At 63.8% G+C, this 18610-nt stretch carries 16 protein-coding genes; 11 read left to right on the top strand and 5 right to left on the bottom strand.

The window, feature by feature from the left end; genetic code table 11:
• Positions 1 to 90: 90 nt before the first annotated feature.
• The 3 genes from ABD906_RS08550 (at position 91) to ABD906_RS16105 (ending at position 1989) form a co-directional block, all read left to right on the top strand.
• Complete coding sequence (locus ABD906_RS08550) at positions 91 to 654, top strand: hypothetical protein (protein WP_345099091.1); 564 nt, start codon at positions 91 to 93, stop codon at positions 652 to 654.
• 530 nt (positions 655 to 1184) lie between these two features.
• Positions 1185 to 1418: a hypothetical protein gene (locus ABD906_RS08555; RefSeq protein WP_345099092.1), complete on the top strand. Its 234-nt coding sequence runs from the start codon at positions 1185 to 1187 to the stop codon at positions 1416 to 1418.
• 274 nt (positions 1419 to 1692) lie between these two features.
• Entirely contained in the window at positions 1693 to 1989 is a 297-nt protein-coding gene (locus ABD906_RS16105; protein WP_378188518.1) for a DUF3955 domain-containing protein, read from the top strand.
• Here the strand turns inward: ABD906_RS16105 and ABD906_RS08560 are convergent.
• Positions 1952 to 2884: a metallophosphoesterase family protein gene (locus ABD906_RS08560; protein WP_345099093.1), complete on the bottom strand. Its 933-nt coding sequence runs from the start codon at positions 2882 to 2884 to the stop codon at positions 1952 to 1954. The genes ABD906_RS16105 and ABD906_RS08560 overlap by 38 nt on opposite strands.
• Before the next feature lie 113 nt (positions 2885 to 2997).
• Between ABD906_RS08560 and ABD906_RS08565 the strand changes: the two genes are divergently transcribed.
• A complete protein-coding gene (locus ABD906_RS08565) occupies positions 2998 to 3474 on the top strand; it encodes an NUDIX domain-containing protein (protein ID WP_345099094.1) in 477 nt (158 codons plus the stop codon).
• Between the two features lie 61 nt (positions 3475 to 3535).
• On the opposite strand, the gene ABD906_RS08570 is transcribed toward ABD906_RS08565, so the two are convergent.
• Complete coding sequence (locus ABD906_RS08570; RefSeq protein ID WP_345099095.1) at positions 3536 to 4021, bottom strand: tRNA (cytidine(34)-2'-O)-methyltransferase; 486 nt, start codon at positions 4019 to 4021, stop codon at positions 3536 to 3538.
• A 644-nt stretch (positions 4022 to 4665) separates the two neighbouring features.
• Between ABD906_RS08570 and ABD906_RS08575 the strand changes: the two genes are divergently transcribed.
• From ABD906_RS08575 to ABD906_RS08585, 3 genes are all read left to right on the top strand, one after another.
• On the top strand, positions 4666 to 6543 hold the full coding sequence (locus tag ABD906_RS08575; RefSeq protein WP_345099096.1) for an ABC transporter ATP-binding protein: 1878 nt from the start codon (positions 4666 to 4668) through the stop codon (positions 6541 to 6543).
• Positions 6540 to 8420, top strand: a complete 1881-nt coding sequence (locus tag ABD906_RS08580; RefSeq protein ID WP_345099097.1) for an ABC transporter ATP-binding protein — start codon at positions 6540 to 6542, stop codon at positions 8418 to 8420. Before ABD906_RS08575 ends, ABD906_RS08580 begins: the two co-directional genes overlap by 4 nt.
• A 190-nt stretch (positions 8421 to 8610) precedes the next feature.
• On the top strand, positions 8611 to 8793 hold the full coding sequence (locus tag ABD906_RS08585; RefSeq protein WP_345099098.1) for a DUF1059 domain-containing protein: 183 nt from the start codon (positions 8611 to 8613) through the stop codon (positions 8791 to 8793).
• Positions 8794 to 8954: 161 nt separating this feature from the next.
• Here ABD906_RS08585 and ABD906_RS08590 read toward each other — a convergent pair whose 3' ends face one another.
• Genes ABD906_RS08590 through ABD906_RS08600 form a run of 3 tightly spaced genes read right to left on the bottom strand, consistent with a single transcriptional unit; the run spans position 8955 to position 11445 of the window.
• The gene (locus ABD906_RS08590) at positions 8955 to 10202 is read right to left on the bottom strand and encodes a CCA tRNA nucleotidyltransferase (RefSeq protein WP_345099099.1); all 1248 of its coding nucleotides are present in this window, start codon (positions 10200 to 10202) and stop codon (positions 8955 to 8957) included.
• Positions 10199 to 10828, bottom strand: coding sequence for a CoA pyrophosphatase (locus ABD906_RS08595; RefSeq protein ID WP_345099100.1), 630 nt, complete (start codon positions 10826 to 10828; stop codon positions 10199 to 10201). Before ABD906_RS08595 ends, ABD906_RS08590 begins: the two co-directional genes overlap by 4 nt.
• Before the next feature lie 14 nt (positions 10829 to 10842).
• Positions 10843 to 11445, bottom strand: a complete 603-nt coding sequence (locus tag ABD906_RS08600; RefSeq protein ID WP_345099101.1) for a DUF1285 domain-containing protein — start codon at positions 11443 to 11445, stop codon at positions 10843 to 10845.
• Positions 11446 to 11622: 177 nt separating this feature from the next.
• On the opposite strand from ABD906_RS08600, the gene ABD906_RS08605 reads away from it, so the two are divergent.
• The 4 genes from ABD906_RS08605 (at position 11623) to ABD906_RS08620 (ending at position 18566) form a co-directional block, all read left to right on the top strand.
• Positions 11623 to 12645: an AAA family ATPase gene (locus tag ABD906_RS08605; RefSeq protein WP_345099102.1), complete on the top strand. Its 1023-nt coding sequence runs from the start codon at positions 11623 to 11625 to the stop codon at positions 12643 to 12645.
• Positions 12646 to 12758: 113 nt separating this feature from the next.
• Positions 12759 to 13658: a DUF58 domain-containing protein gene (locus ABD906_RS08610; protein WP_345099103.1), complete on the top strand. Its 900-nt coding sequence runs from the start codon at positions 12759 to 12761 to the stop codon at positions 13656 to 13658.
• Positions 13655 to 16492 (top strand): DUF4159 domain-containing protein, encoded by a 2838-nt coding sequence (locus tag ABD906_RS08615; RefSeq protein ID WP_345099104.1) that lies wholly within the window; start codon positions 13655 to 13657, stop codon positions 16490 to 16492. The genes ABD906_RS08610 and ABD906_RS08615 overlap by 4 nt, the downstream gene beginning before the upstream one ends.
• 1 nt (position 16493) lies before the next feature.
• Positions 16494 to 18566, top strand: a complete 2073-nt coding sequence (locus ABD906_RS08620) for a hypothetical protein (RefSeq protein WP_345099105.1) — start codon at positions 16494 to 16496, stop codon at positions 18564 to 18566.
• Positions 18567 to 18610 lie beyond the last annotated feature (44 nt).

The raw sequence follows: 18610 nt of genomic DNA on the forward strand, positions 1-18610 counted from the left end.
CCTCACTGGTCTTGCCGTTATGTCGTGCTACCTCGTAACCAGGGTGACTGCATGGAGTTGGATCCCATGAATGAGGCGGGTGGAAGTCTGTTGCGGAATCTGAAGGGCGGTCGTCTCGCCGAGGCGATGCGCGAGGTCAGGGACATAGCTGCCGAACGAGAGGATGTCGTTTCCGACATTCGCGAGGCGAGCCGGAGCCGCCTGGAACTGCTGGCCGTGGAGCTGGAACCGGTGTTTGCCGAAGTCCCGGCGGACGATCCATCGTTCGATTTTGTTATCTCGAACGGCGAGCAGCCGAGGCTCTGGATCGACGCGGTCGCTCACGTGGCGCTCGGGCGCGACCGCCGTACCTACCGCTTCGTCCGTGACACGCGCATGGGACGGGTGGTGCTGGTGGAATCCGCCGACGTGAAGACGGTAGCCGAGCGGGTGACCTTGTATATTGCGGAACGCATGGTGCAGCGCCAGCGGATGATCGAAGGAGATGTCGAACCCGTTGTGAAGCGGAAGGATCCATCCGCGGACACGGACGGACCCTGGGAAAACGCATGGAAAAGCCTCCTGGCTTTGTTGCTGGGCGCAGTCATCGGTGCCAGTCTGGTTCTGCTTGTTCTGAAGGGCCAGGTCTTGGAGCGGATTCTGCAGGCGCTTTAGATGTGGATGCCTGAAAAGGGCTGATTGCCGTTTTCTGTCCAACCGGCGTTGTACCTTAAAGCACACCTGTGAATTCGTTTCGTGCTACTCTTTTTCACTGAAGGGCGTTCTGATTATCTGTGAAGTGAATGCGGACTTTAAAGTTAGTTTCTCTAATATTATCTGGGATTGTTTTCAGTGTCGCGGCGCTCTTGGCTTTGTCCGTCATCTATTTCGCGAACGGGTGAGAATGGCAGGCCCAGGCCGAAGAGGGATCTGACGTGGATCGCCTTCGCCATCTGTCTTCTCTCGGGCATGGTCTTTTTCCATGCGCCCATGTCCAGGAACTGGATTGGACCGGATGGGGCCGTGCATGAGCCTTACCTTTGTCTGGTGATTCCCGGGACCTTGCTGGCATTGACCGGATTGCTGGGCCTGATCGCTTGCGGGGCCGTTGCAGTACTTCGCAGAGTGCGGCGAGGTTGGAGGAACTGAGCGGTTTGAGGCTCAAGAAATTTGCGGCTGTTGGAGTTTGAACAGGAGCACGGATCATGTCGGATGCGGATGGGCCCGAGGCCACAAACAACTCCAGAAGCTGCATTGTGTTTGCGCTTTTCACGCTCGCCGGAGCGGTGCTCGCCCATCTGGCTGTTTCCCGAGCCGAATTTGACGGCAATGTCCTGCGGGCTCCCTACGAGAGCTATTTGATACCCCCGGCCGTGCTGTTGACGGTTACCGGTATGCTTGGCCTTGCGCATGGCCGCTTTTGTGCGCAAGACCTGTGAATGGTCGCAGCGGCAGGACCGGTTTCCCCGGCGCTGAATTGCTTTGATATCGCCCGCGCAGAGGGAAGCCCGGTGGGCGCAATGGGCCCGCGATTGTTGATACGGAATGCCGTCAGGCTGACCTGTTGGCTGTTAGTAGATGGCCGACACAGACTTATTCTTTTAATTTGATTTTGTATTTCTTGTCAATTTTCATATGAAAATTTCTGATATTTTGTTCTTTATAGTATTTTTAATGCTGTATATAGCATCGCTATATGGATAGGTTATTATTGTGAGAGTTCGAATAAGAAATACGGGCGATTGGATATCGTCCGTATTCTTTGCGGCGATGGGGCTGATCTTTCTGAGGATCCATGCAAACAATTCATGGGTCGATGCCTCGGGTGAACTGCAAGAGCCCTATTTCTTCCTCGTGATACCGGCACTCCTGCTGGTCTCGATAGGTCTCGTGGGACTTTCTGCGAATGGCATCGTTGCAGTTGTGCGCGCGGTGCATAGGCGTACGCCGCCTGGCGGCGGGGAGAACGAGCTCAACGGTCGAGGTGATCGGGGCCGTCAGAGCCGATGATCCACTGGCGTGATAGCTCGACGACGTCGCCGCCCGGCATGATGCTGCCGCGGCGGGTCAGCAGCACCCGCCAGTGGCCTGCTTCGCCGTCTATGTGGAACAGGTTGTAGTGCGCCGGCGGCTTGGCCGAACCATGTGCCTGACCGGCTGCCGCGACACCGACCACCGGCACGCGGGCCCCGCCCGGTCCCATGATGGTGTGAATGGTTGGAAGGTGCGTGTGCCCGTGCAACACCAGTTCGGCCCCATGCTCCCATACCATTTTCTGGAACCGCGTGATGCCGAACAGCCGCTTGTGCGGGTGCGTCGCGCCCTGAATGGGCGGATGATGGATCATCAGCACCCGAAACAGGCCCATCTCGCGTGTCCTGTCGAGAAGTTCCGCCGTGGCCCTTGCCTGCCGCTCGCGGAAATAGCCGGTGGCCATGAACGGAGCGGTCGCCCGAGCGGAGGAGAGGCCGATAAGCGCGATGGGCCCGCGGATGCGCAAATACGGAAAGCTGTCGGGCCGCACCGGTCCGCTGTCGCCGTCTCCCCGCATGTAGGGACCCCATGCCTCGCAGGCCTTGCGCAGCGAGCTGCGGACATAGGCGTCATGGTTGCCGGGCACCACGGAGATGTAATCCGGCGCCCCAAGGCTCTGGAGCCAAAGCCCGGCGACCTCGATCTCCCTGTCGAGGCCGAGGTTCACCAGGTCGCCGGACAGAGCGATATGGTCCGGCTTCATGGCGAGCATGTCGGAGCTCAGCGCGTCGATGATCCCGTTGTCGAGATTGATCTTTCGGTGCCTGTGCCAGTTGATGTAGCCGGTGATGCGTTTCGACAGCAGCTCCCGGAGACGAACCTCCGGCAGCGGTCCGAGATGGATGTCGGAAAGATGGGCGAGCTTGAACATCACCGCTGTCTACCCCAGCCGTGTCGGAATCGGAATCCATTTTTGCTTGACGGCCGGCGCTGTCCCGATCCTTTTGATGGGGCAGGTCTCAGGCGCAAACCGTAAGGCTGTCAATGTCGCGCAAACTTCTCTGGTCGCGGGCTCTTCATCGGCTGATGCACGTCTGGTTTCTTCTCTCCAGGCCGATGACGCTGGGAGTGAGGGCCGTCGTTTACGATGCGGACCGTGACGCGGTTCTCCTTGTGCGCCACACTTATGTCTCCGGCTTTCATCTGCCGGGCGGCGGGGTGGAGCCGGGCGAGACCATGGAGGACGCGCTTGAACGTGAGCTGAGGGAAGAGGGCAGGGTGGTACCGGAAGAGAGGCCGAAGCTGGTCTCCATCCATCTGAACCGGCAGGCAAGCCGCCGCGATCATGTGGCGGTCTACCTGGTTACGCGATTTCGTTCGCTGGGCCCGGTGACCGCCAACCGCGAGATTGCCGAGGCCGGGTTCTATCCCCTTGACGCGCTTCCCCCTGAAACCACCGCCGGGACTCGCCGCCGCCTGGCGGAGATCTTTGACCGTCAGGAACCTGCCGCAACGTGGTAGCTTGCGGCCCGCTCTGGATCGCTGAGGGCAGGGCGCTTCGGCTCTGCCCTGCTGTTTTCCTTCACCCGGCCACCGGGGGCTGGGCTGACCGGATCTGCCGCAGTGCCTCGCTGCTGCCGATGGCTGCGGCCATGGCGAGGTTGAGGCTGCGCGCGCCCTCCCGCATGGGGATGATGACCCGCTCGTCGGCCGCCTTGTGTACGTAATCCGGCACACCTGCCGATTCACGTCCGAACAGTAGGATGTCCCGTGGCTGGAACGCGAAGTCCGTGTAGACCGTCCCGCCGGAAGTGGTGAACAGGATGAGCCGCCGGCCCTCCTGCCTACGCCAATCCTCGAAATGTTCCCAGGAGCGGTGCCGCACCAATGTCGCGAGCTCCAAATAGTCCATGCCTGCTCGTTTGAGGTTTCGGTCGGAGAGGTCGAAGCCCGCCGGCTCGATGATGTCGACGGCAAGCCCGAAACACGCCGCAAGGCGCATGATCGCGCCAGTGTTGCCGGCGATGTCGGGCTGAAACAGCGCAATGTGAGGTGAGTCGTTTGTCATGGGTTGTCTGTAATCATGGCGTAACGGCGGGTTGCAAGCCCGCCTGGCTTGCCCAAATTTCGACAATTGTTTATAATTTATACTGTTTTTGCGGCTGGCGATGGTTTATCTGACCTTTCACCTGCCCGAAATATCAACTCGAACCGCTGGAGGCGGCCGTGGACAACCAAGTCATGGTCATCATGACCGTTGCGCGCCCCTGGATCAGGGCCGCAGCAGCCTGACGGCGGTTTCGCATCACATCCATACAGACTGAGCGAATCCGCCGAACCGGTTCTCCGGACACGAAGGATTCAACCATGCCGAAAAAACTTGAGACCGGGCGCTTTACGCCCGTGTGCGGGTCTGTCATGGACCGTGAACCACACGTTGCCCTGCCGGGCGTGTTCGCATCAGCAATTGGACGCAAGCCTTGGTTTGAACTTCCCGCAAAGGATGTCCGATCGGCGTGCGATGCAGTGTTGACCAATGCGGTCAAGGTCGGTCTGAAACGGCCTCTTCCGGTTCAGAGACCACATATCCCGGGCAGGGGTCACAAGTAATGCTTATCGGGGGCGTAAAGTGAAACCTTACCATGCCCCCGGTTGGAAAATATTGTCACCGGGACGGCGCGGCCGTCCCGGCATTAGTTCGAGAGAATTTCCATGCGTGCATGGCAAACGTTTCTTGATTCGATCTACAGCTATTATGAGAAGCGGCTGAATCCGTTCCCCGACGAGGAGCCGAGGGAGCCCCCACGCACGCTGCTGGCCTTCTGCATCCACTTCACGCGCGGCGCCTGGCCGTGGATTGCTCTGTCCACCGTCCTGATGGCGCTCATCGCGATCATCGAGGTGTGGATGTTCGCCTTCCTCGGCAACATCGTGGACTGGCTGGCCGAGCATGACCGCGCGAACTTCTTCTCGCAGGAGGGCTGGAAGCTGGCGGGGATGGCTGCGACCATCGTGATCCTGCTGCCGCTGGCGGTGTATGTGCAGTCGCTGATCTCCCAGCAGGTGCTGATGGGCAATTACCCCATGCGCATCCGCTGGATGGTCCACCGTTACCTGCTCAAGCAGTCGATGACCTTCTACCAGGATGAGTTCGCCGGCCGTGTCGCCACCAAGCTCATGCAGACGGCGCTGGCGGTCCGCGACTTTGTCATGAAGCTGGTGGAGGTGCTGAACTACGTTGTCGTCTACTTCTCCGGCATCCTGATCATCGTCGCAGCGCAGGATACGCTCCTGCTGATCCCGATGCTGGCCTGGCTCGCGGGCTACGTGGCGCTGCTCTGGTACTACATCCCGAGGCTGGGCAAGGTTGCCGAGCAGCAGGCAGATGCGCGTTCGGCCATGACCGGCCGCATTGTCGACAGCTACACCAACATCCAGACGGTCAAGCTGTTCTCCCATGCCGGCCGCGAGGCTGCCTACGCTCGGGAAAGCATGATGGACTTCCTGCGCACGGTCTACGCGCAGATGCGGATGGTCACAGGCTTCTATGGCCTGCTCTATCTCCTGAACGGCGTGATCCTCTTCGCGGTCGGCGGCCTCTCGCTCTATCTCTGGACCGTTGACGCGGTCTCCATCGGCGCCGTCGCGGTTGCCATCGGGCTGGTGCTGCGCATCTGGAACATGTCCCAGTGGATCATGTGGGAGATGAGCCAGATGTTCGAGCATGTCGGCACCGTGCAGGACGGCATCGCGACCATCTCGCTGCCGCGTCTGGTCGAGGACAAGCCTGGCGCGAAGGCGCTCACCGTCGCCCGTGGCGAGATCGTCTTCGAGAACGTGAGCTTCCACTATGGCCGCAAGGGCGGTGTGATCGAGAACCTGTCGCTGACCATCCGGCCGGGCGAGAAGATCGGCCTCGTGGGCCGCTCGGGCGCGGGCAAGTCCACCTTCGTGAACCTGCTCTTGCGCTTCTACGACGTGCAGTCCGGCCGCATCCTGATCGACGGACAGGACATCGCCGACGTCACGCAGGAAAGCCTGCGCGCGCAGATCAGCGTGGTCACCCAGGACACGTCTCTCCTGCATCGCTCGGTCTGGGAGAACATCGCCTATGGCCGTCCCGACGCCACTGACGAAATGGTGATCGAGGCCGCCCGCAAGGCGAAGGCACTGGAATTCATCGAGAACCTTGCCGACATTAAGGGTCGCACCGGTTTTGCGGCCCATGTGGGCGAGCGCGGCGTGAAGCTGTCCGGCGGGCAGCGTCAGCGCATCGCGATCGCGCGCGTCATGCTCAAGGATGCGCCCATCCTGATCCTGGACGAGGCGACGTCCGCCCTGGACTCGGAGGTGGAGGTTGCTATCCAGGAGAACCTTTATGAGTTAATGGAAGGCAAGACCGTCATCGCCATCGCGCATCGCCTGTCCACTATTGCCGCGATGGACCGTCTGATCGTCCTCGACAAGGGCAGGGTGGTGGAGCAGGGCACCCACGAGGAACTCCTGGCCCGCGGCGGTCTTTATGCCCGCCTGTGGCAGCATCAGTCCGGCGGGTTCCTGGACGTGAACGTATCGGAGGCAGCCGAGTGACAGGTAAGGATGAACGGACTGGTTTCTGGGACCGGTTCTGGAGCAGGGCGGAAAACGCCATCGATGCCTTTGGCGATACCGACCGCCCTGTTCTGCCCAGGGAAGCGGCCCGTTTCATCCTGTTCTTCGCTTTGCAGGCGAAGGGCGCCTTCCTCCTCCTCCTGATCCTCGGCGGCCTGTCTGGTGCGGTCGATGCCGGCCTCTACTGGGGCATGGGCCATTTGATCGACCTGATGGACACGTCGACGCCGGAGACGCTGATCGCCGATCACTGGCATGAATTGCTGGCGCTCGCCCTCCTGGTGCTGGTCGTCCGTTCCCTCGTGATGGTGGCCAACACGGTCATCGAGGAGCAGATCATCACCCCCGCCTTTTACCAGCGCGTCCGCTGGCAGGCCTTCCGCCGCGTGATGGACCAGCCCTACGAGTTTTACCAGAACGACTTTGCCGGCCGCATCGCCACCAAGATCATGCAGGGTGGCGAGGCCACCGGCGACTTCATCATTTCCATCCTGCAGACGCTCTGGAGTTTCCTGACCTTCCTGATACTGGCGGGAACGATCCTGACGGCCCTCGATCCCATCCTGGGACTGGTCCTCGCCGTCTGGTTCGGGGCCTATCTGCTGATTGCCCGCTATCTGCTGCCGCCGCTGCGCGAGGCTGGTCGCCGCCGCGCCGACGAACGTTCGATCCTGAACGGTCGCATGGTTGACGCATTCACCAACATCATGGCCGTCAAGCTCTATGACAGCGGCCGCCGCGAACACGGCTACGTGCGCGATGGCATGGCGCGCCTTCTGCGAGCGAGCCAGATTGCCGGCCGGGCGATCACCCGCGTCCGCGCCGCGGTGTTCATCGTCAACGGCATCATGATGACCACGGTGGGCGCGATCTCCGTCATGAGCTGGATGGAAGGCAACACCACCAGCGGCGCTATCGCAGCCGCTTTGGGCTTGGTCCTGCGCCTCAACCAGATGTCCGGCTACATGATGTTCAACATCAACGGTCTCATCCGCTCCTATGCGACGGTTCAGGATGCGACGGGCGTCATTTCCCAGCGGCCGGCCATCCAGGACAAGCCGGGCGCTCTGGTCCTCGATCATGCGAAGGGCCACATTCGCTTCGAGAACGTCACCTTCAACTACGGTAAGGACGGCGGCATCATCGAGAACCTGAATCTCGAGATCCGCCCCGGCGAGCGCGTGGCGCTGGTGGGCCCCTCGGGCGCAGGCAAGACCACCGTCGTCAATCTGATGCTCCGCCTCTTCGATGTCGAGGGCGGGCGGGTGACGCTCGACGGTCACGACATCCGCGATCTGACCCAAGCCTCGTTGCGCGCCCAGTTCGGCGTCGTGAGTCAGGAGCCGATCCTGATGCACCGGTCGATCCGTGACAACATCGCCTACGGGAGACCGGGAGCCACGGAAGAGGAAATTATCGCTGCCGCCAAAAGGGCTTCCGCGCACGACTTCATCCTGCAGGTGCGCGATCCCAAGGGCCGCATGGGCTACGACGCCCATGTGGGCGAGCGCGGCGTGAAGCTCTCCGGCGGCCAGCGCCAGCGCATCGCCATTGCCCGCATGATGCTGAAGGACGCGCCAATTCTCATCCTGGACGAGGCGACCTCGGCCCTCGATTCCGAGATCGAGGCGGTGATCCAGGAGAACCTGGGCAAGCTTATGGAGGGCAAGACGGTGATCGCCATCGCCCACCGGCTCTCCACCATCGCGGCGCTAGACCGCGTGATCGTGCTCGACAGAGGGCGCATCGTGGAGGAGGGCCGCCACGAGGATCTTCTGCGCAGGGGCGGTCTCTACGCAAGCCTCTGGAAGCGCCAGTCGGGCGGTTTCCTGAGCGACCGCATCGCCGCCGAATAGGCGGCTATCCCCAGGGCTGTTTTCGCACAAATTCCGCGAAAATCCACGTTTCCCGGCCTTGTGTGGAACCGGAGGGAAACCCGAAGGCTTGCACGGGCGTTGATGAGGTCCCACATTTGCCCAAAGGGGACCGATAATCGAACCTGATCCGAGGATCGATCGGCTGCACATTCAAACGAAGGAGGATCGGATGAAGGAGTTCCATTGCGGTTCACTGGTGCCGGGTTGCAATTGGCACACACGGCATGAAGAGGAAGCCGAGGTCATCCGCCGTGCGGTGGATCACATGCGCGAGACCCACGGCGAGACCATCATCCGCGAAAGCATGGTCGAGGCCATCCGTTCCCGCATCCAGTCGAGCAACGCGGCCTGACAACTTTTTGCCCTGTTGCCCTTCGCATCCTGACCTCTTCGAAGGATGAGCTTCGTCGAAGAATGGTCTGTCGAAGGGCGATGGCGTTAACTCGTCGAATGAAGGCTGCTACGGGTACCTGACCCTTTCATGAACCGACAGGCTCCCCGTGAGGGAGCCTGTCATCTTGCCGCTGCCGCCATTTCCAGCAGCTTTTCCCTCGGGAGTGAGAAGCCGGACTCCACCCATTTCCGCTCGAGGTCGGCGAGCGTCTGGCCGATGGTCACGCCAGGCTCGAAGCCGAGCGCCAACAGATCTTTTCCCGATACGGGAAATTGCGGCTTCCGCCAGCTATTGGCGATGGAAAGCAGCCGTTGGAAGCCTGCAAATTTCTCCAGCGCCTTTCCCTCATCCGCAGCCCGCGAGCGGCATGCAACGATGGCGAGCTTCAGCCGCCAGATGATCCCCTCGGCGCCCTCACGGTAGAGCAGCTTGCGGAATTCGCCTTCGCCCATGTCATGCGGCGGCTCGGGCGCAGTGGCCCACATCTCCAGTCGCGCGGCTTCCTGGTTGGATAGCCTGAGCCGCTTTGCGAGCTCCCGCACGCGCTCCACGTCCGGCGGGATCATGGCGGCAAGCCGCAGCATGGCGTCCGGCGTCCAGCCGAGGGCGCGTTCCGTGTCGATCAGCCCGTGGATCGTGTCGATGCCCCATTTCTCCGTCTCGGGGAGGATGACGGTCAGTACTCCCGTCTGCCGCATCCACAGCAGCGCGCGAGAGGAATCGGGCGCCGACAGCAGCTTCTTGAGTTCCGCCCATACACGCTCGGCGGAGAGTTTCTTCATCCCGTCCCTGAGCTTCGCGCAGGCCTTGAGCCCTTGCGGATCGGGCCGTCCGCGTCCGTACCAGGCGTAGAAGCGGAAGAAGCGCAGTATCCTCAGGTAGTCCTCGGCGATCCGCTTTTCCGCATCGCCGATGAAGCGCAGGGTTCCCGTCTCGATGTCCTGCAGGCCACCGACCAGGTCGACGATTTCGCCGTCCGCCCGGGCATAGATCGCGTTGATCGTGAAGTCGCGCCGCGCGGCGTCCGCAGCCCAATCCCGTCCGAACTGAACCTTCGCGCGGCGCCCGTCCGTCTCCACGTCGGCGCGCAGCGTCGTGACCTCATAAGCCTTGCCCGCGTCGATGACCGTAACCGTCCCGTGCTCGTATCCCGTCGGCACGACCCTGAATCCGGCTGCCTTCGCGCGCCGGATGGTTTCGTCGGGGACGGTGGTGGTGGCCACGTCCACGTCGGCGACGGGTTCGCCCAGCAGCGCGTTGCGCACGGCACCGCCGGCGATCCGGGCCTCTTCGCCCCCTTCGGAGAGGGCGGCCAGCAGCTTCTGCAGGCTTGGATCTTCAAGCCATGCAGCTTCGATGCGTGTCATGGATGGTAGAGCCTTTCATAAAGCACCCGGATAATGCCGGCGGTGACCCCCCAGATATTGTACTGCAGATAGGGCATGCGGAAGAAGAAGCGTTCCTTCTGCTGCCAGATACGGCTGCCGCGGACATGGTTCTTCTCGTCCATCAGGAAGGACAGTGGCACCTCGAAAGCATCCTCCACCTCGTCCTGGTTTATGGTGAGCAGGAAGTCCGGCCGCACCACGGACAGAACGGGCAGGATGCGGAAACCCGAACCGGTGTGGTAGTAGGGCAGGCGCCCGACGATCTCCACGAAAGAGGCGTCGAGGCCGATTTCCTCTTCCGCTTCCCGCAGGGCGGCCGCCTCCGGCGACGGATCTCCGGGATCGATCCGCCCGCCCGGGAAGGCCACTTCGCCCGCATGGGCGCGCAGGCTGCTGGACCTCTGGGTGAGCAGCACCGTCGCCTCGTCCCCCCGGTCCACGACCGGGATGAGCACCGCCGCGTCACGCAGTTTCTGGTTCAGGAACAGCTCGCGCAGGGAAGGGTTCAGCCGGTGGTCGCCGTATTCCTTCGTTTCCTCGTCCGACCGGTGCAGGCGGGCGCGCTCGCGGAAGTCGCTGGCCGTAAACGGTCTGATCCCTGTCATGCCTGGACACGCACTCATTGGGAAAGCATCTCCAGCCTGTCCTGCTCCATGATCGGAAAGACGGCTCCACCCGATCGCACCGCGATCACCTTACGGCCGTTTATAGTCGTTTCCTCGCCGAGCTCCAGCAGGTCGTAGGTCACCGAACGGGTAACCAGAGCCTCGAGCCGCCCGCGCACGGCAAGATAGGGCTTGATACCGCCCGTTGCTTCATCCTCCATGAAGCGCAGCGGATGTTCGGGCCCCGCCTCCACAACGTCGCCAACGTTGGTGCGGAAGGTGAGCACCTGGCTCTCGCCGCTGCCGGTGACCGCCATCTCCACCGCCAGAAAATGCGCGTCCGCTACCCGGATGCCCACCTTTTCCACGGGCGTGACGAGATAGGTCCTGCCATCCTCATCCTTGCGCAGCACGGAGGAAAACAGCTGCACCAGCGGCATGCGGTTGATGGGCGTGCCCATGTACCACCAGCTGCCGTCGCTGCGGATTTCCATGTCGATGTCGCCGCAGAAGGGCGGGTTCCATTTCTCGACCGGCGGGGCTCCCTTGCCGGCGCGGGCCGCGCGCTCGATCAGGGCTGAAAGCGCTCCTGCTTCCCCTGCTTCGGCAAGTCCCATTGCATCCTCCTTCATTCGCGGTTGCCCTGCGATCCTGTCCCGGCCACGAAATAGTCACTGTTGTCGGGATTGTCAGCAGAGGCTGAACGTTTCACCATTCCTTTTGGAATATCTCCATCCTGTGCTTTAATGGCGAGAGGGCAACGGAAAGTTGCCGCACCAGCAAGGGTAGACCGCATGAGCATCATCTCCAGGGATCAAAATTCCGGGATCGAGACGGCAGACGAAAGGGAGATGGTCGCTCTGGCCGAGGCTGCTCTTGCCGACATCGCCCGTGTGCGGGAATCGGTCGGCCGGGTGATTTTCGGTCAGGAAGCGGTGATCGAACGCTCGCTCGTCGCCATTCTGGCGGGCGGCCATGCCCTGCTGGTCGGCGTTCCGGGTCTTGCCAAGACGAAACTTGTGGACACGCTCGGCATCACCCTCGGCCTTCTGACGCGCCGCGTCCAGTTCACGCCCGACCTGATGCCGTCGGATATTCTGGGCTCCGAGGTGATGGAGCAGGATGAGAACGGCCGCCGGTCGTTCCGTTTCATTCCGGGGCCGATTTTCGCCCAGCTTCTGATGGCCGACGAGATCAACCGCGCGAGCCCGCGTACCCAGTCGGCGCTGCTGCAGGCCATGCAGGAGTATCACGTCACCGTCGCCGGCCAGCGCTACGACCTGCCGGCGCCTTTCCACGTTCTAGCCACCCAGAACCCGTTGGAACAGGAGGGCACTTATCCGCTCCCCGAGGCGCAGCTTGACCGCTTCCTGATGCAGGTGGACGTTCTCTATCCGGAACGCGAAGCCGAGCGCCGCATTCTCCTTGAAACCACGGGCGTTGGCGAGGCGAGGGCGAAACAGGTCATGACGCCGGAGCGCCTGCGCGAGATCCAGCATCTGATCCGCCGCATGCCGGTACCCGAAAGCGTGGTGGAGGCGATCCTCGACCTGGTCCGCTCCGCCCGTCCCGGCAATGGCCTCGCGGACATCGACCGCAACGTAAGCTGGGGTCCGGGCCCGCGCGCAAGCCAGGCGCTCACCCTGTGTGCCCGCGCCCGCGCGCTCTATGACGGCCGCCTCGCGCCCTCCATCGACGATGTGCGCGCGCTGGCTGAACCCGTCCTTCAGCACCGCATGGCGTTGACCTTTGCGGCGCGTGCGGAGGGCATCCGGGTCCGCGACGTGATCGCGGGTCTCGTCGAGCGGCTTGGCTGACGTCAAAAAAACACAGCCGCGTGGCATACGCTTGTAGAAGTTAAGGTAAAGCCGGGGGCAGACCTCCCAAGGGAGGGGGGAGTGCCCGAGGCTCCTGAACCAAGTCAGGACCGATGCGAATAGGTGAGGTCACAACTCCGGTCGCTCTGCAGGACGCGCTTGTGCGCGGCCGCACCGGCGCGTCGCTGCTTCCTGACCTGCTTGTCGAGGCACGCCGGGTTGCCAGCAACATCACCGCCGGCTGGCACGGCCGCAGGCGTCGCGGCATTGGCGAAAATTTCTGGCAGTTCCGCCCCTATGTCGAAGGTGAGGCCGTCTCCCGCATCGACTGGCGCCGCTCGGCCCGTGATGACCATGTCTACATCCGCGACCGCGAATGGGAAGCCGCCCACACCGTCTGGCTCTGGGCGGACCGTTCGCCCTCCATGCTGTACCGCTCGCGCCAGGCGGAGGTATCGAAGGAGGAACGCGCGCTGGTCCTCGTTCTTGCGCTGGCGGAGCTGCTCGCGCGCAGCGGCGAACGTATTGCCTGGCCGGGTCTGATGGGTCCTGTAAGCGGGCGGGACGCGGCCGAGCGCCTGACCGGGCACCTCATCCACGCGGATGCCGGCGCCCCGCGGCCGGACATGTCGGCCATCCGGCAATTCAACGATGCTGTCATCGTCAGCGACTTCCTCGACGCAGGGGAAACCATGCGCTGGCTCACGCCGCTCACCCGCGCGGGCGCTCGCGCCCATCTGATCGAGGTTGCCGACCCCGCCGAGGAAAGCTTTCCCTATACCGGGCGCACCGAGTTCCGCGATCCCGAAACGGGCGAGAAGCTCACCGCGGGCCGCGCCGAGGTGATGGCCGAGGACTATCGCCGCCTCTATCTCGCCCGCCGCGAGGAGTTGATGGCGTGGTGCCGCAAGCTCGGCTGGAGCTACACGGTCAACCACACGGACCGCCCGGCCTCCGAGGCGCTGGTCCGTGTCCAGATGGCCATGGCCGAAGGAATGGATAGCCCGCCATGAGCTTCCTGCCGCTCTCCTTCGCTTCGCCGATGATCCTCTGGGGGCTGCTCGCGCTTCCGGTGATCTGGTGGCTGCTGCGCATGACGCCGCCGCGTCCGCAGGAGGAAGTCTTTCCGCCGCTGCGCATCCTCGCCCGCGTGCTGCGCCCGGAGGAAACACCCAACAAGAGTCCCTGGTGGCTGACGCTGCTGCGCCTGCTTCTGGCCGCACTCGTCATCCTCGCGCTTGCCGACCCGGTGCTGAACCCGCGCGAGCGCACCTCCGTGCAGGGCAGGGCGCTTGCCATCGTGCTCGACAACAGCTGGTCCTCAGCGCCCGACTGGGACCGCCGTGTGGCGACCGCCGCACGCCTGATCGAGGACGCCCGCGCCGGCGACACGCCCGTCATTCTGGCGCTCACTGCAGAGCGTCCGGGGCAGGAGATCGGCCCCTTCGATGCCGCTACCGCGCTCGACCGCTTGAACGCTGCCGAACCGCAGCCCCTTCCGCCGGACCGGCCGGCAGTTTTCGGCCGTGTGGCTGGCGCGCTGGACGAAACGCCGGGCGCCACGCTCGCGCTTCTCACCGACGGCCTTGCCGCCGCGGGCGATGAGCAGGCTTTCGACGAGCTTCTGTGGGCGGATCTGGCCGAAGTCCTTTGGTTCGATCCCGGCACGCCCGATCTCTTCACCATCGTTGACAGCTCCAACGAGCCGGAGCGCTTTGTTCTGCGAGCTCTTCGGCCGGCGGGGCAGGACATGCCCGTCCGTGCCACGGCCGTCGCCCTCGACATGCAGGGTCGCCGCCTGGCCGAAACGCCCGCGTCCTTTGGCCCGGGTGACGTTTCCGTGCTTGCGGAAATGCGCATGCCATTCGAGCTGCGCAACGACTTCGCCTCCATTGTCATCGAAGGCCAGAACCATGCCGGCGCCGTCCACCTTCTGGACGAGAATGCGCGGCGCCGCCGCATCGGCCTGCTCTCGCAGGCGGAGGCCGACCAGGCACAGCCGCTGCTGTCGCCGCTCTACTACATCCGCCGCGCGTTGGCGCCTTTCGCGGACCTGCTCGAGCCCTCGAACCCCGATCTCACGAAGGCCCTTCCGGAGCTTCTGGAACAGCAGCCGGCCATGATCGTCATGGCCGACGTGGGCACGCTCGTTCCCTCCGTGCATGAGCAGCTCGAGGAATGGGTGAGGAAGGGCGGCACGCTGGTCCGCTTTGCCGGTCCCCGCCTTGCCGCCGCGGAGGGTGACGACGTCCTGCTGCCGGTCCGCCTCCGCACCGGCGAGCGTTCCCTGGGCGGCGCGCTTTCCTGGTCCGAGCCGCAGCCGGTGACGGAGTTTCCGCCGAACGGTCCGTTCTCGGACCTGACGCCGCCGCGTGAGGTGACAGTCACCCGTCAGGTTCTGGCTGAGCCTTCGGTTGACATCGCCGACCGCACTTGGGCCAGCCTCGCCGATGGCACGCCGCTCGTCACTGGTGCCGAGCTGGGCGAGGGCAGGGTGGTTCTGTTCCATGTGACGCCCGAGGCCACCTGGTCCAACCTTCCGATCTCTGGTTCCTTCGTGGAAATGCTGCGCCGCCTCGTGCAGATTTCCCGCAATCAGGGCGCTGCCGCCGCGAGCCGTAACAACGGCGGAAGCCTTCCGCCCTATCGCATGATTTCCGCCACCGGCGCGCTGGTCCCGCCCGGACAGGATGCCGAACCGCTGGCGCCGGGCCGCGACGTGCCCGTAACCCGCGCCAATCCCCCCGGTCTCTATGGCTCCGAGGAAGGCTTCGTGGCTCACAACCTACTGAAGCCGGATGCGGCGCTGGAACCAATCCGGGTGCCGGAGGCGCCCGTACCGGTTACCCGCGCGGCCTATGCCTTCGACACCGCTAGGCCGCTCAAGGGCATGCTGATGGCAGCCGCGCTCGGGCTTCTCGCCCTCGACACGCTTGCCATGCTCTGGCTCGGTGGCGCGGGAAGGCGCTTCCGCCTGAGCAGGGCACGCGGCACCGGCGCCGCGGCGGCCCTCGTGGCTGCCGTTCTGGCCGCATCGCTGGTCGCTCCGTCCGACGGCCTTGCCCAGAGCGCGCAGCCTCCGCAGGAAGTCTCCGACGCCGAGGCGATCGACGCGATCTCCAAGACCCGTATTGCCTATGTGGTGACAGGCGTTTCCAGCACGGACGCCATCACGCGCGCAGGAATTGAGGGTCTGAACCGCTTCCTCGCCGACAAGACCGCCTTCGTGCCGGGCGATCCTGCTCCGGTCGACATCGCGACCGACGAGCTTTCCTTCTACCCGCTCATCTACTGGCCGATCGATGTCAACGCACCCATCCCGTCCGAGGAGGCAATCACCCGCATCGATGCCTACATGCAGCAGGGCGGCACCGTGCTCTTCGACACGCGCGACGAATTTTCGGCCGGCTTCGGCAGCGGCGATGCTGTGACGCCGGAAACGCGCCGCTTGCGCGAGATCCTTTCCGGCCTCAATGTCCCGGCTCTCGAGCCCGTGCCCGAAGACCACGTGCTGACCAAGGCCTTCTACATCCTCAACGAATTTCCGGGCCGCTACCGTGGCGGCGAGCTATGGGTGGAGGCATCCGTCAACGCGCAGAGCCGCGTCGACCGTCCCGTGCGCACCGGCGATGGTGTCACACCCATCATGATCACTTCCAACGATCTCGCGGGCGCCTGGGCCATTGACGACAACGGCCAGCCGCTGCTGCCGACGGTTCCGTCCGATCCGATGCAGCGCGTCTACGCCTTCCGCGCCGGCGTCAACATCATGATGTATATGTTGACCGGCAACTACAAGTCGGACCAGGTCCACGTGCCGGCACTCCTCGAACGGCTGGGGCAGTAAGATGAATTGGTCCGTCAGCTTCGAGCCGTTCTTTTCGCTGACCACGCTGGCGCTGATCCTGGTGCCGATCGCGCTGCTGGTTCTGGTCGGCCTCGTGCTGCGCCAGCGCGGCTCGTTTCTGCGCCTTGCCGCCTCCATCGCCATTGCGCTTGCGCTGCTCAATCCCGTTCTGCTGGAAGAGCAGCGTGATCCTTTGAAGAGCGTTGTCGCCCTCGTGGTCGACCGCAGCCAGAGCCAGAACATCGGCGACCGCACGGAAGTGACGGATGAGGCTGCCGCAGCCCTTCGCGCCCGTCTCGAGCGCTTCGACCAGTTCGAGGTTCGTGTCGTGGAGGCCGGCCGCGCCGAGGCCGCCGAGGAGCGTGCCGAAACCCGTCTCTTCGAGGTGCTGGAAGGGGCGCTGCAGGACGTTCCGCCGTCACGCATCGGCGGCGCCATCATGATCACCGACGGCCAGGTTCACGACGTGCCGGAGAATGCGTCCCGCTTTTCCGCGCCGATCCACGCGCTCATCACCGGCCACCCGGACGAGAAGGACCGCCGCATCCGTTTCGAGCGCGCGCCGCGCTTCGCCATTGTTGGCCAGCCGATGGACATGGTCTACCGCGTGCTCTCCGCCACCGGCGAGAAGGGATTTGTGGAGGTCGAGGTCTTCGTCAACGGCGAGCTGCAGGCCATCGAGCAGGCCGAGATTGGCGCCGAAATGCCGCTCACCGTCACCGTGCCCATCGCCGGCCGCAACGTCGTGGAGCTGCGCATTCCGGTCGAGGAGGGGGAGCTTACCGAAACCAACAACCGCACCGTTGCGCTGGTGGATGGCATCCGCGAGAACCTGCGCGTGCTGCTGGTTTCCGGCGAGCCGCATTCCGGTGAGCGCACCTGGCGCAATCTCCTCAAGTCCGACGCCTCCGTCGACCTCGTCCACTTCACCATTCTCCGTCCGCCGGAGAAGCAGGACGGCACGGCGATCCACGAACTGTCGCTGATCGCCTTCCCGACCCGCGAGCTGTTCGTCGAGAAGGTCGACGACTTCGACCTCATCATCTTCGACCGTTACCAGCACCGGGACGTGCTGCCGCTGCTCTATTACGACTACATCGCCGAATACGTGCAGAACGGCGGCGCGCTGCTGATCGCGGCGGGGCCTGAGCTCGCGGGCGATCAGTCCATCGCCCGCACGCCGCTCATCTCCGCGCTTCCGGCCATGCCGAACGGCGAGGTGCTGGAAACAGGCTTCCGCCCGATGCTGAGTGAGGTGGGCAAACGCCATCCCGTCACCCGCGGCCTCGACGGTTCCGAGCAGGATCCGCCCAATTGGAGCCGTTGGTTCCGTCTCATCGGTGTCGATGAAACCGAAGGCCACGTCGTCATGGAGGGCCCCGACAACCGTCCGCTGCTCGTGCTCTCCCGCATCGGCGAGGGCAGGGTGGGCATGTTCCTGTCGGATCAGGGCTGGCTCTGGGCGCGCGGCTTCGAGGGCGGCGGCCCCTATGTCTCGCTCTACCGGCGCATCGCTCACTGGCTGATGAAGGAGCCCGAACTCGAGGAGGAACGCCTGACGGCGACCGGACGCGGCATGACGCTGGAGATCACCCGCCAGACCATGGCCGACGATCCCGGTCCCGTGACGGTGACGACACCCTCAGGCGCCACCCGTGAACTGCAGCTTGCCCAGACCGCTCCGGGCCTGTTCGATGCCGTGATGGAGACCGACGAGATTGGCCTCTTCCAGGTGCAGAGCGGCGATCTTTCGGCACTCGCCCATGTCGGCCCCGTCAACGCGCCGGAATTTGCCGCCACTGTCTCGACCGAGGAGATCCTGCGCCCGATCGCCGAAGAGACCCGTGGCAGCGTTCGTCGCATCGAGCGCGGTGTTACCGGCATCAGTTTGCCGAATATCGTGCCGGTTCGCGCCAATGCCTCCGTCGCCTCTGGCCGGGACTGGATCGGCCTGCGCATGACCAACGACAGCGTCCTGAGGTCGGTCCAGCGCGTCCCGCTCTTCACCGGCTTCCTGGGCCTCGGCGTCCTGCTGCTAGCCTTCGGCGCCATGTGGTACCGCGAGGGGCGGTAGCGGATTCGGGGTTCTCGGCATCTCCGGCGAAGGTCAATGGCGTT

This window comes from Chelativorans composti (assembly GCF_039541695.1).
Lineage (GTDB): Bacteria > Pseudomonadota > Alphaproteobacteria > Rhizobiales > Rhizobiaceae > Chelativorans > Chelativorans composti.

Bases quoted from the DNA above. Each gene is read 5' to 3' on its own strand.
- ABD906_RS08610 (WP_345099103.1), top strand. From the start codon at position 12,759: ATGCGAATAGGTGAGGTCACAACTCCGGTCGCTCTGCAGGACGCGCTT.
- ABD906_RS08585 (WP_345099098.1), top strand. From the start codon at position 8,611: ATGAAGGAGTTCCATTGCGGTTCACTGGTGCCGGGTTGCAATTGGCAC.
- ABD906_RS08565 (WP_345099094.1), top strand. From the start codon at position 2,998: ATGTCGCGCAAACTTCTCTGGTCGCGGGCTCTTCATCGGCTGATGCAC.
- ABD906_RS08555 (WP_345099092.1), top strand. From the start codon at position 1,185: ATGTCGGATGCGGATGGGCCCGAGGCCACAAACAACTCCAGAAGCTGC.
- ABD906_RS08570 (WP_345099095.1), bottom strand. From the start codon at position 4,021: ATGACAAACGACTCACCTCACATTGCGCTGTTTCAGCCCGACATCGCC.
- ABD906_RS08590 (WP_345099099.1), bottom strand. From the start codon at position 10,202: ATGACACGCATCGAAGCTGCATGGCTTGAAGATCCAAGCCTGCAGAAG.
- ABD906_RS08605 (WP_345099102.1), top strand. From the start codon at position 11,623: ATGAGCATCATCTCCAGGGATCAAAATTCCGGGATCGAGACGGCAGAC.
- ABD906_RS08575 (WP_345099096.1), top strand. From the start codon at position 4,666: ATGCGTGCATGGCAAACGTTTCTTGATTCGATCTACAGCTATTATGAG.
- ABD906_RS08600 (WP_345099101.1), bottom strand. From the start codon at position 11,445: ATGGGACTTGCCGAAGCAGGGGAAGCAGGAGCGCTTTCAGCCCTGATC.
- ABD906_RS08560 (WP_345099093.1), bottom strand. From the start codon at position 2,884: ATGTTCAAGCTCGCCCATCTTTCCGACATCCATCTCGGACCGCTGCCG.
- ABD906_RS08615 (WP_345099104.1), top strand. From the start codon at position 13,655: ATGAGCTTCCTGCCGCTCTCCTTCGCTTCGCCGATGATCCTCTGGGGG.
- ABD906_RS08620 (WP_345099105.1), top strand. From the start codon at position 16,494: ATGAATTGGTCCGTCAGCTTCGAGCCGTTCTTTTCGCTGACCACGCTG.
- ABD906_RS08595 (WP_345099100.1), bottom strand. From the start codon at position 10,828: ATGACAGGGATCAGACCGTTTACGGCCAGCGACTTCCGCGAGCGCGCC.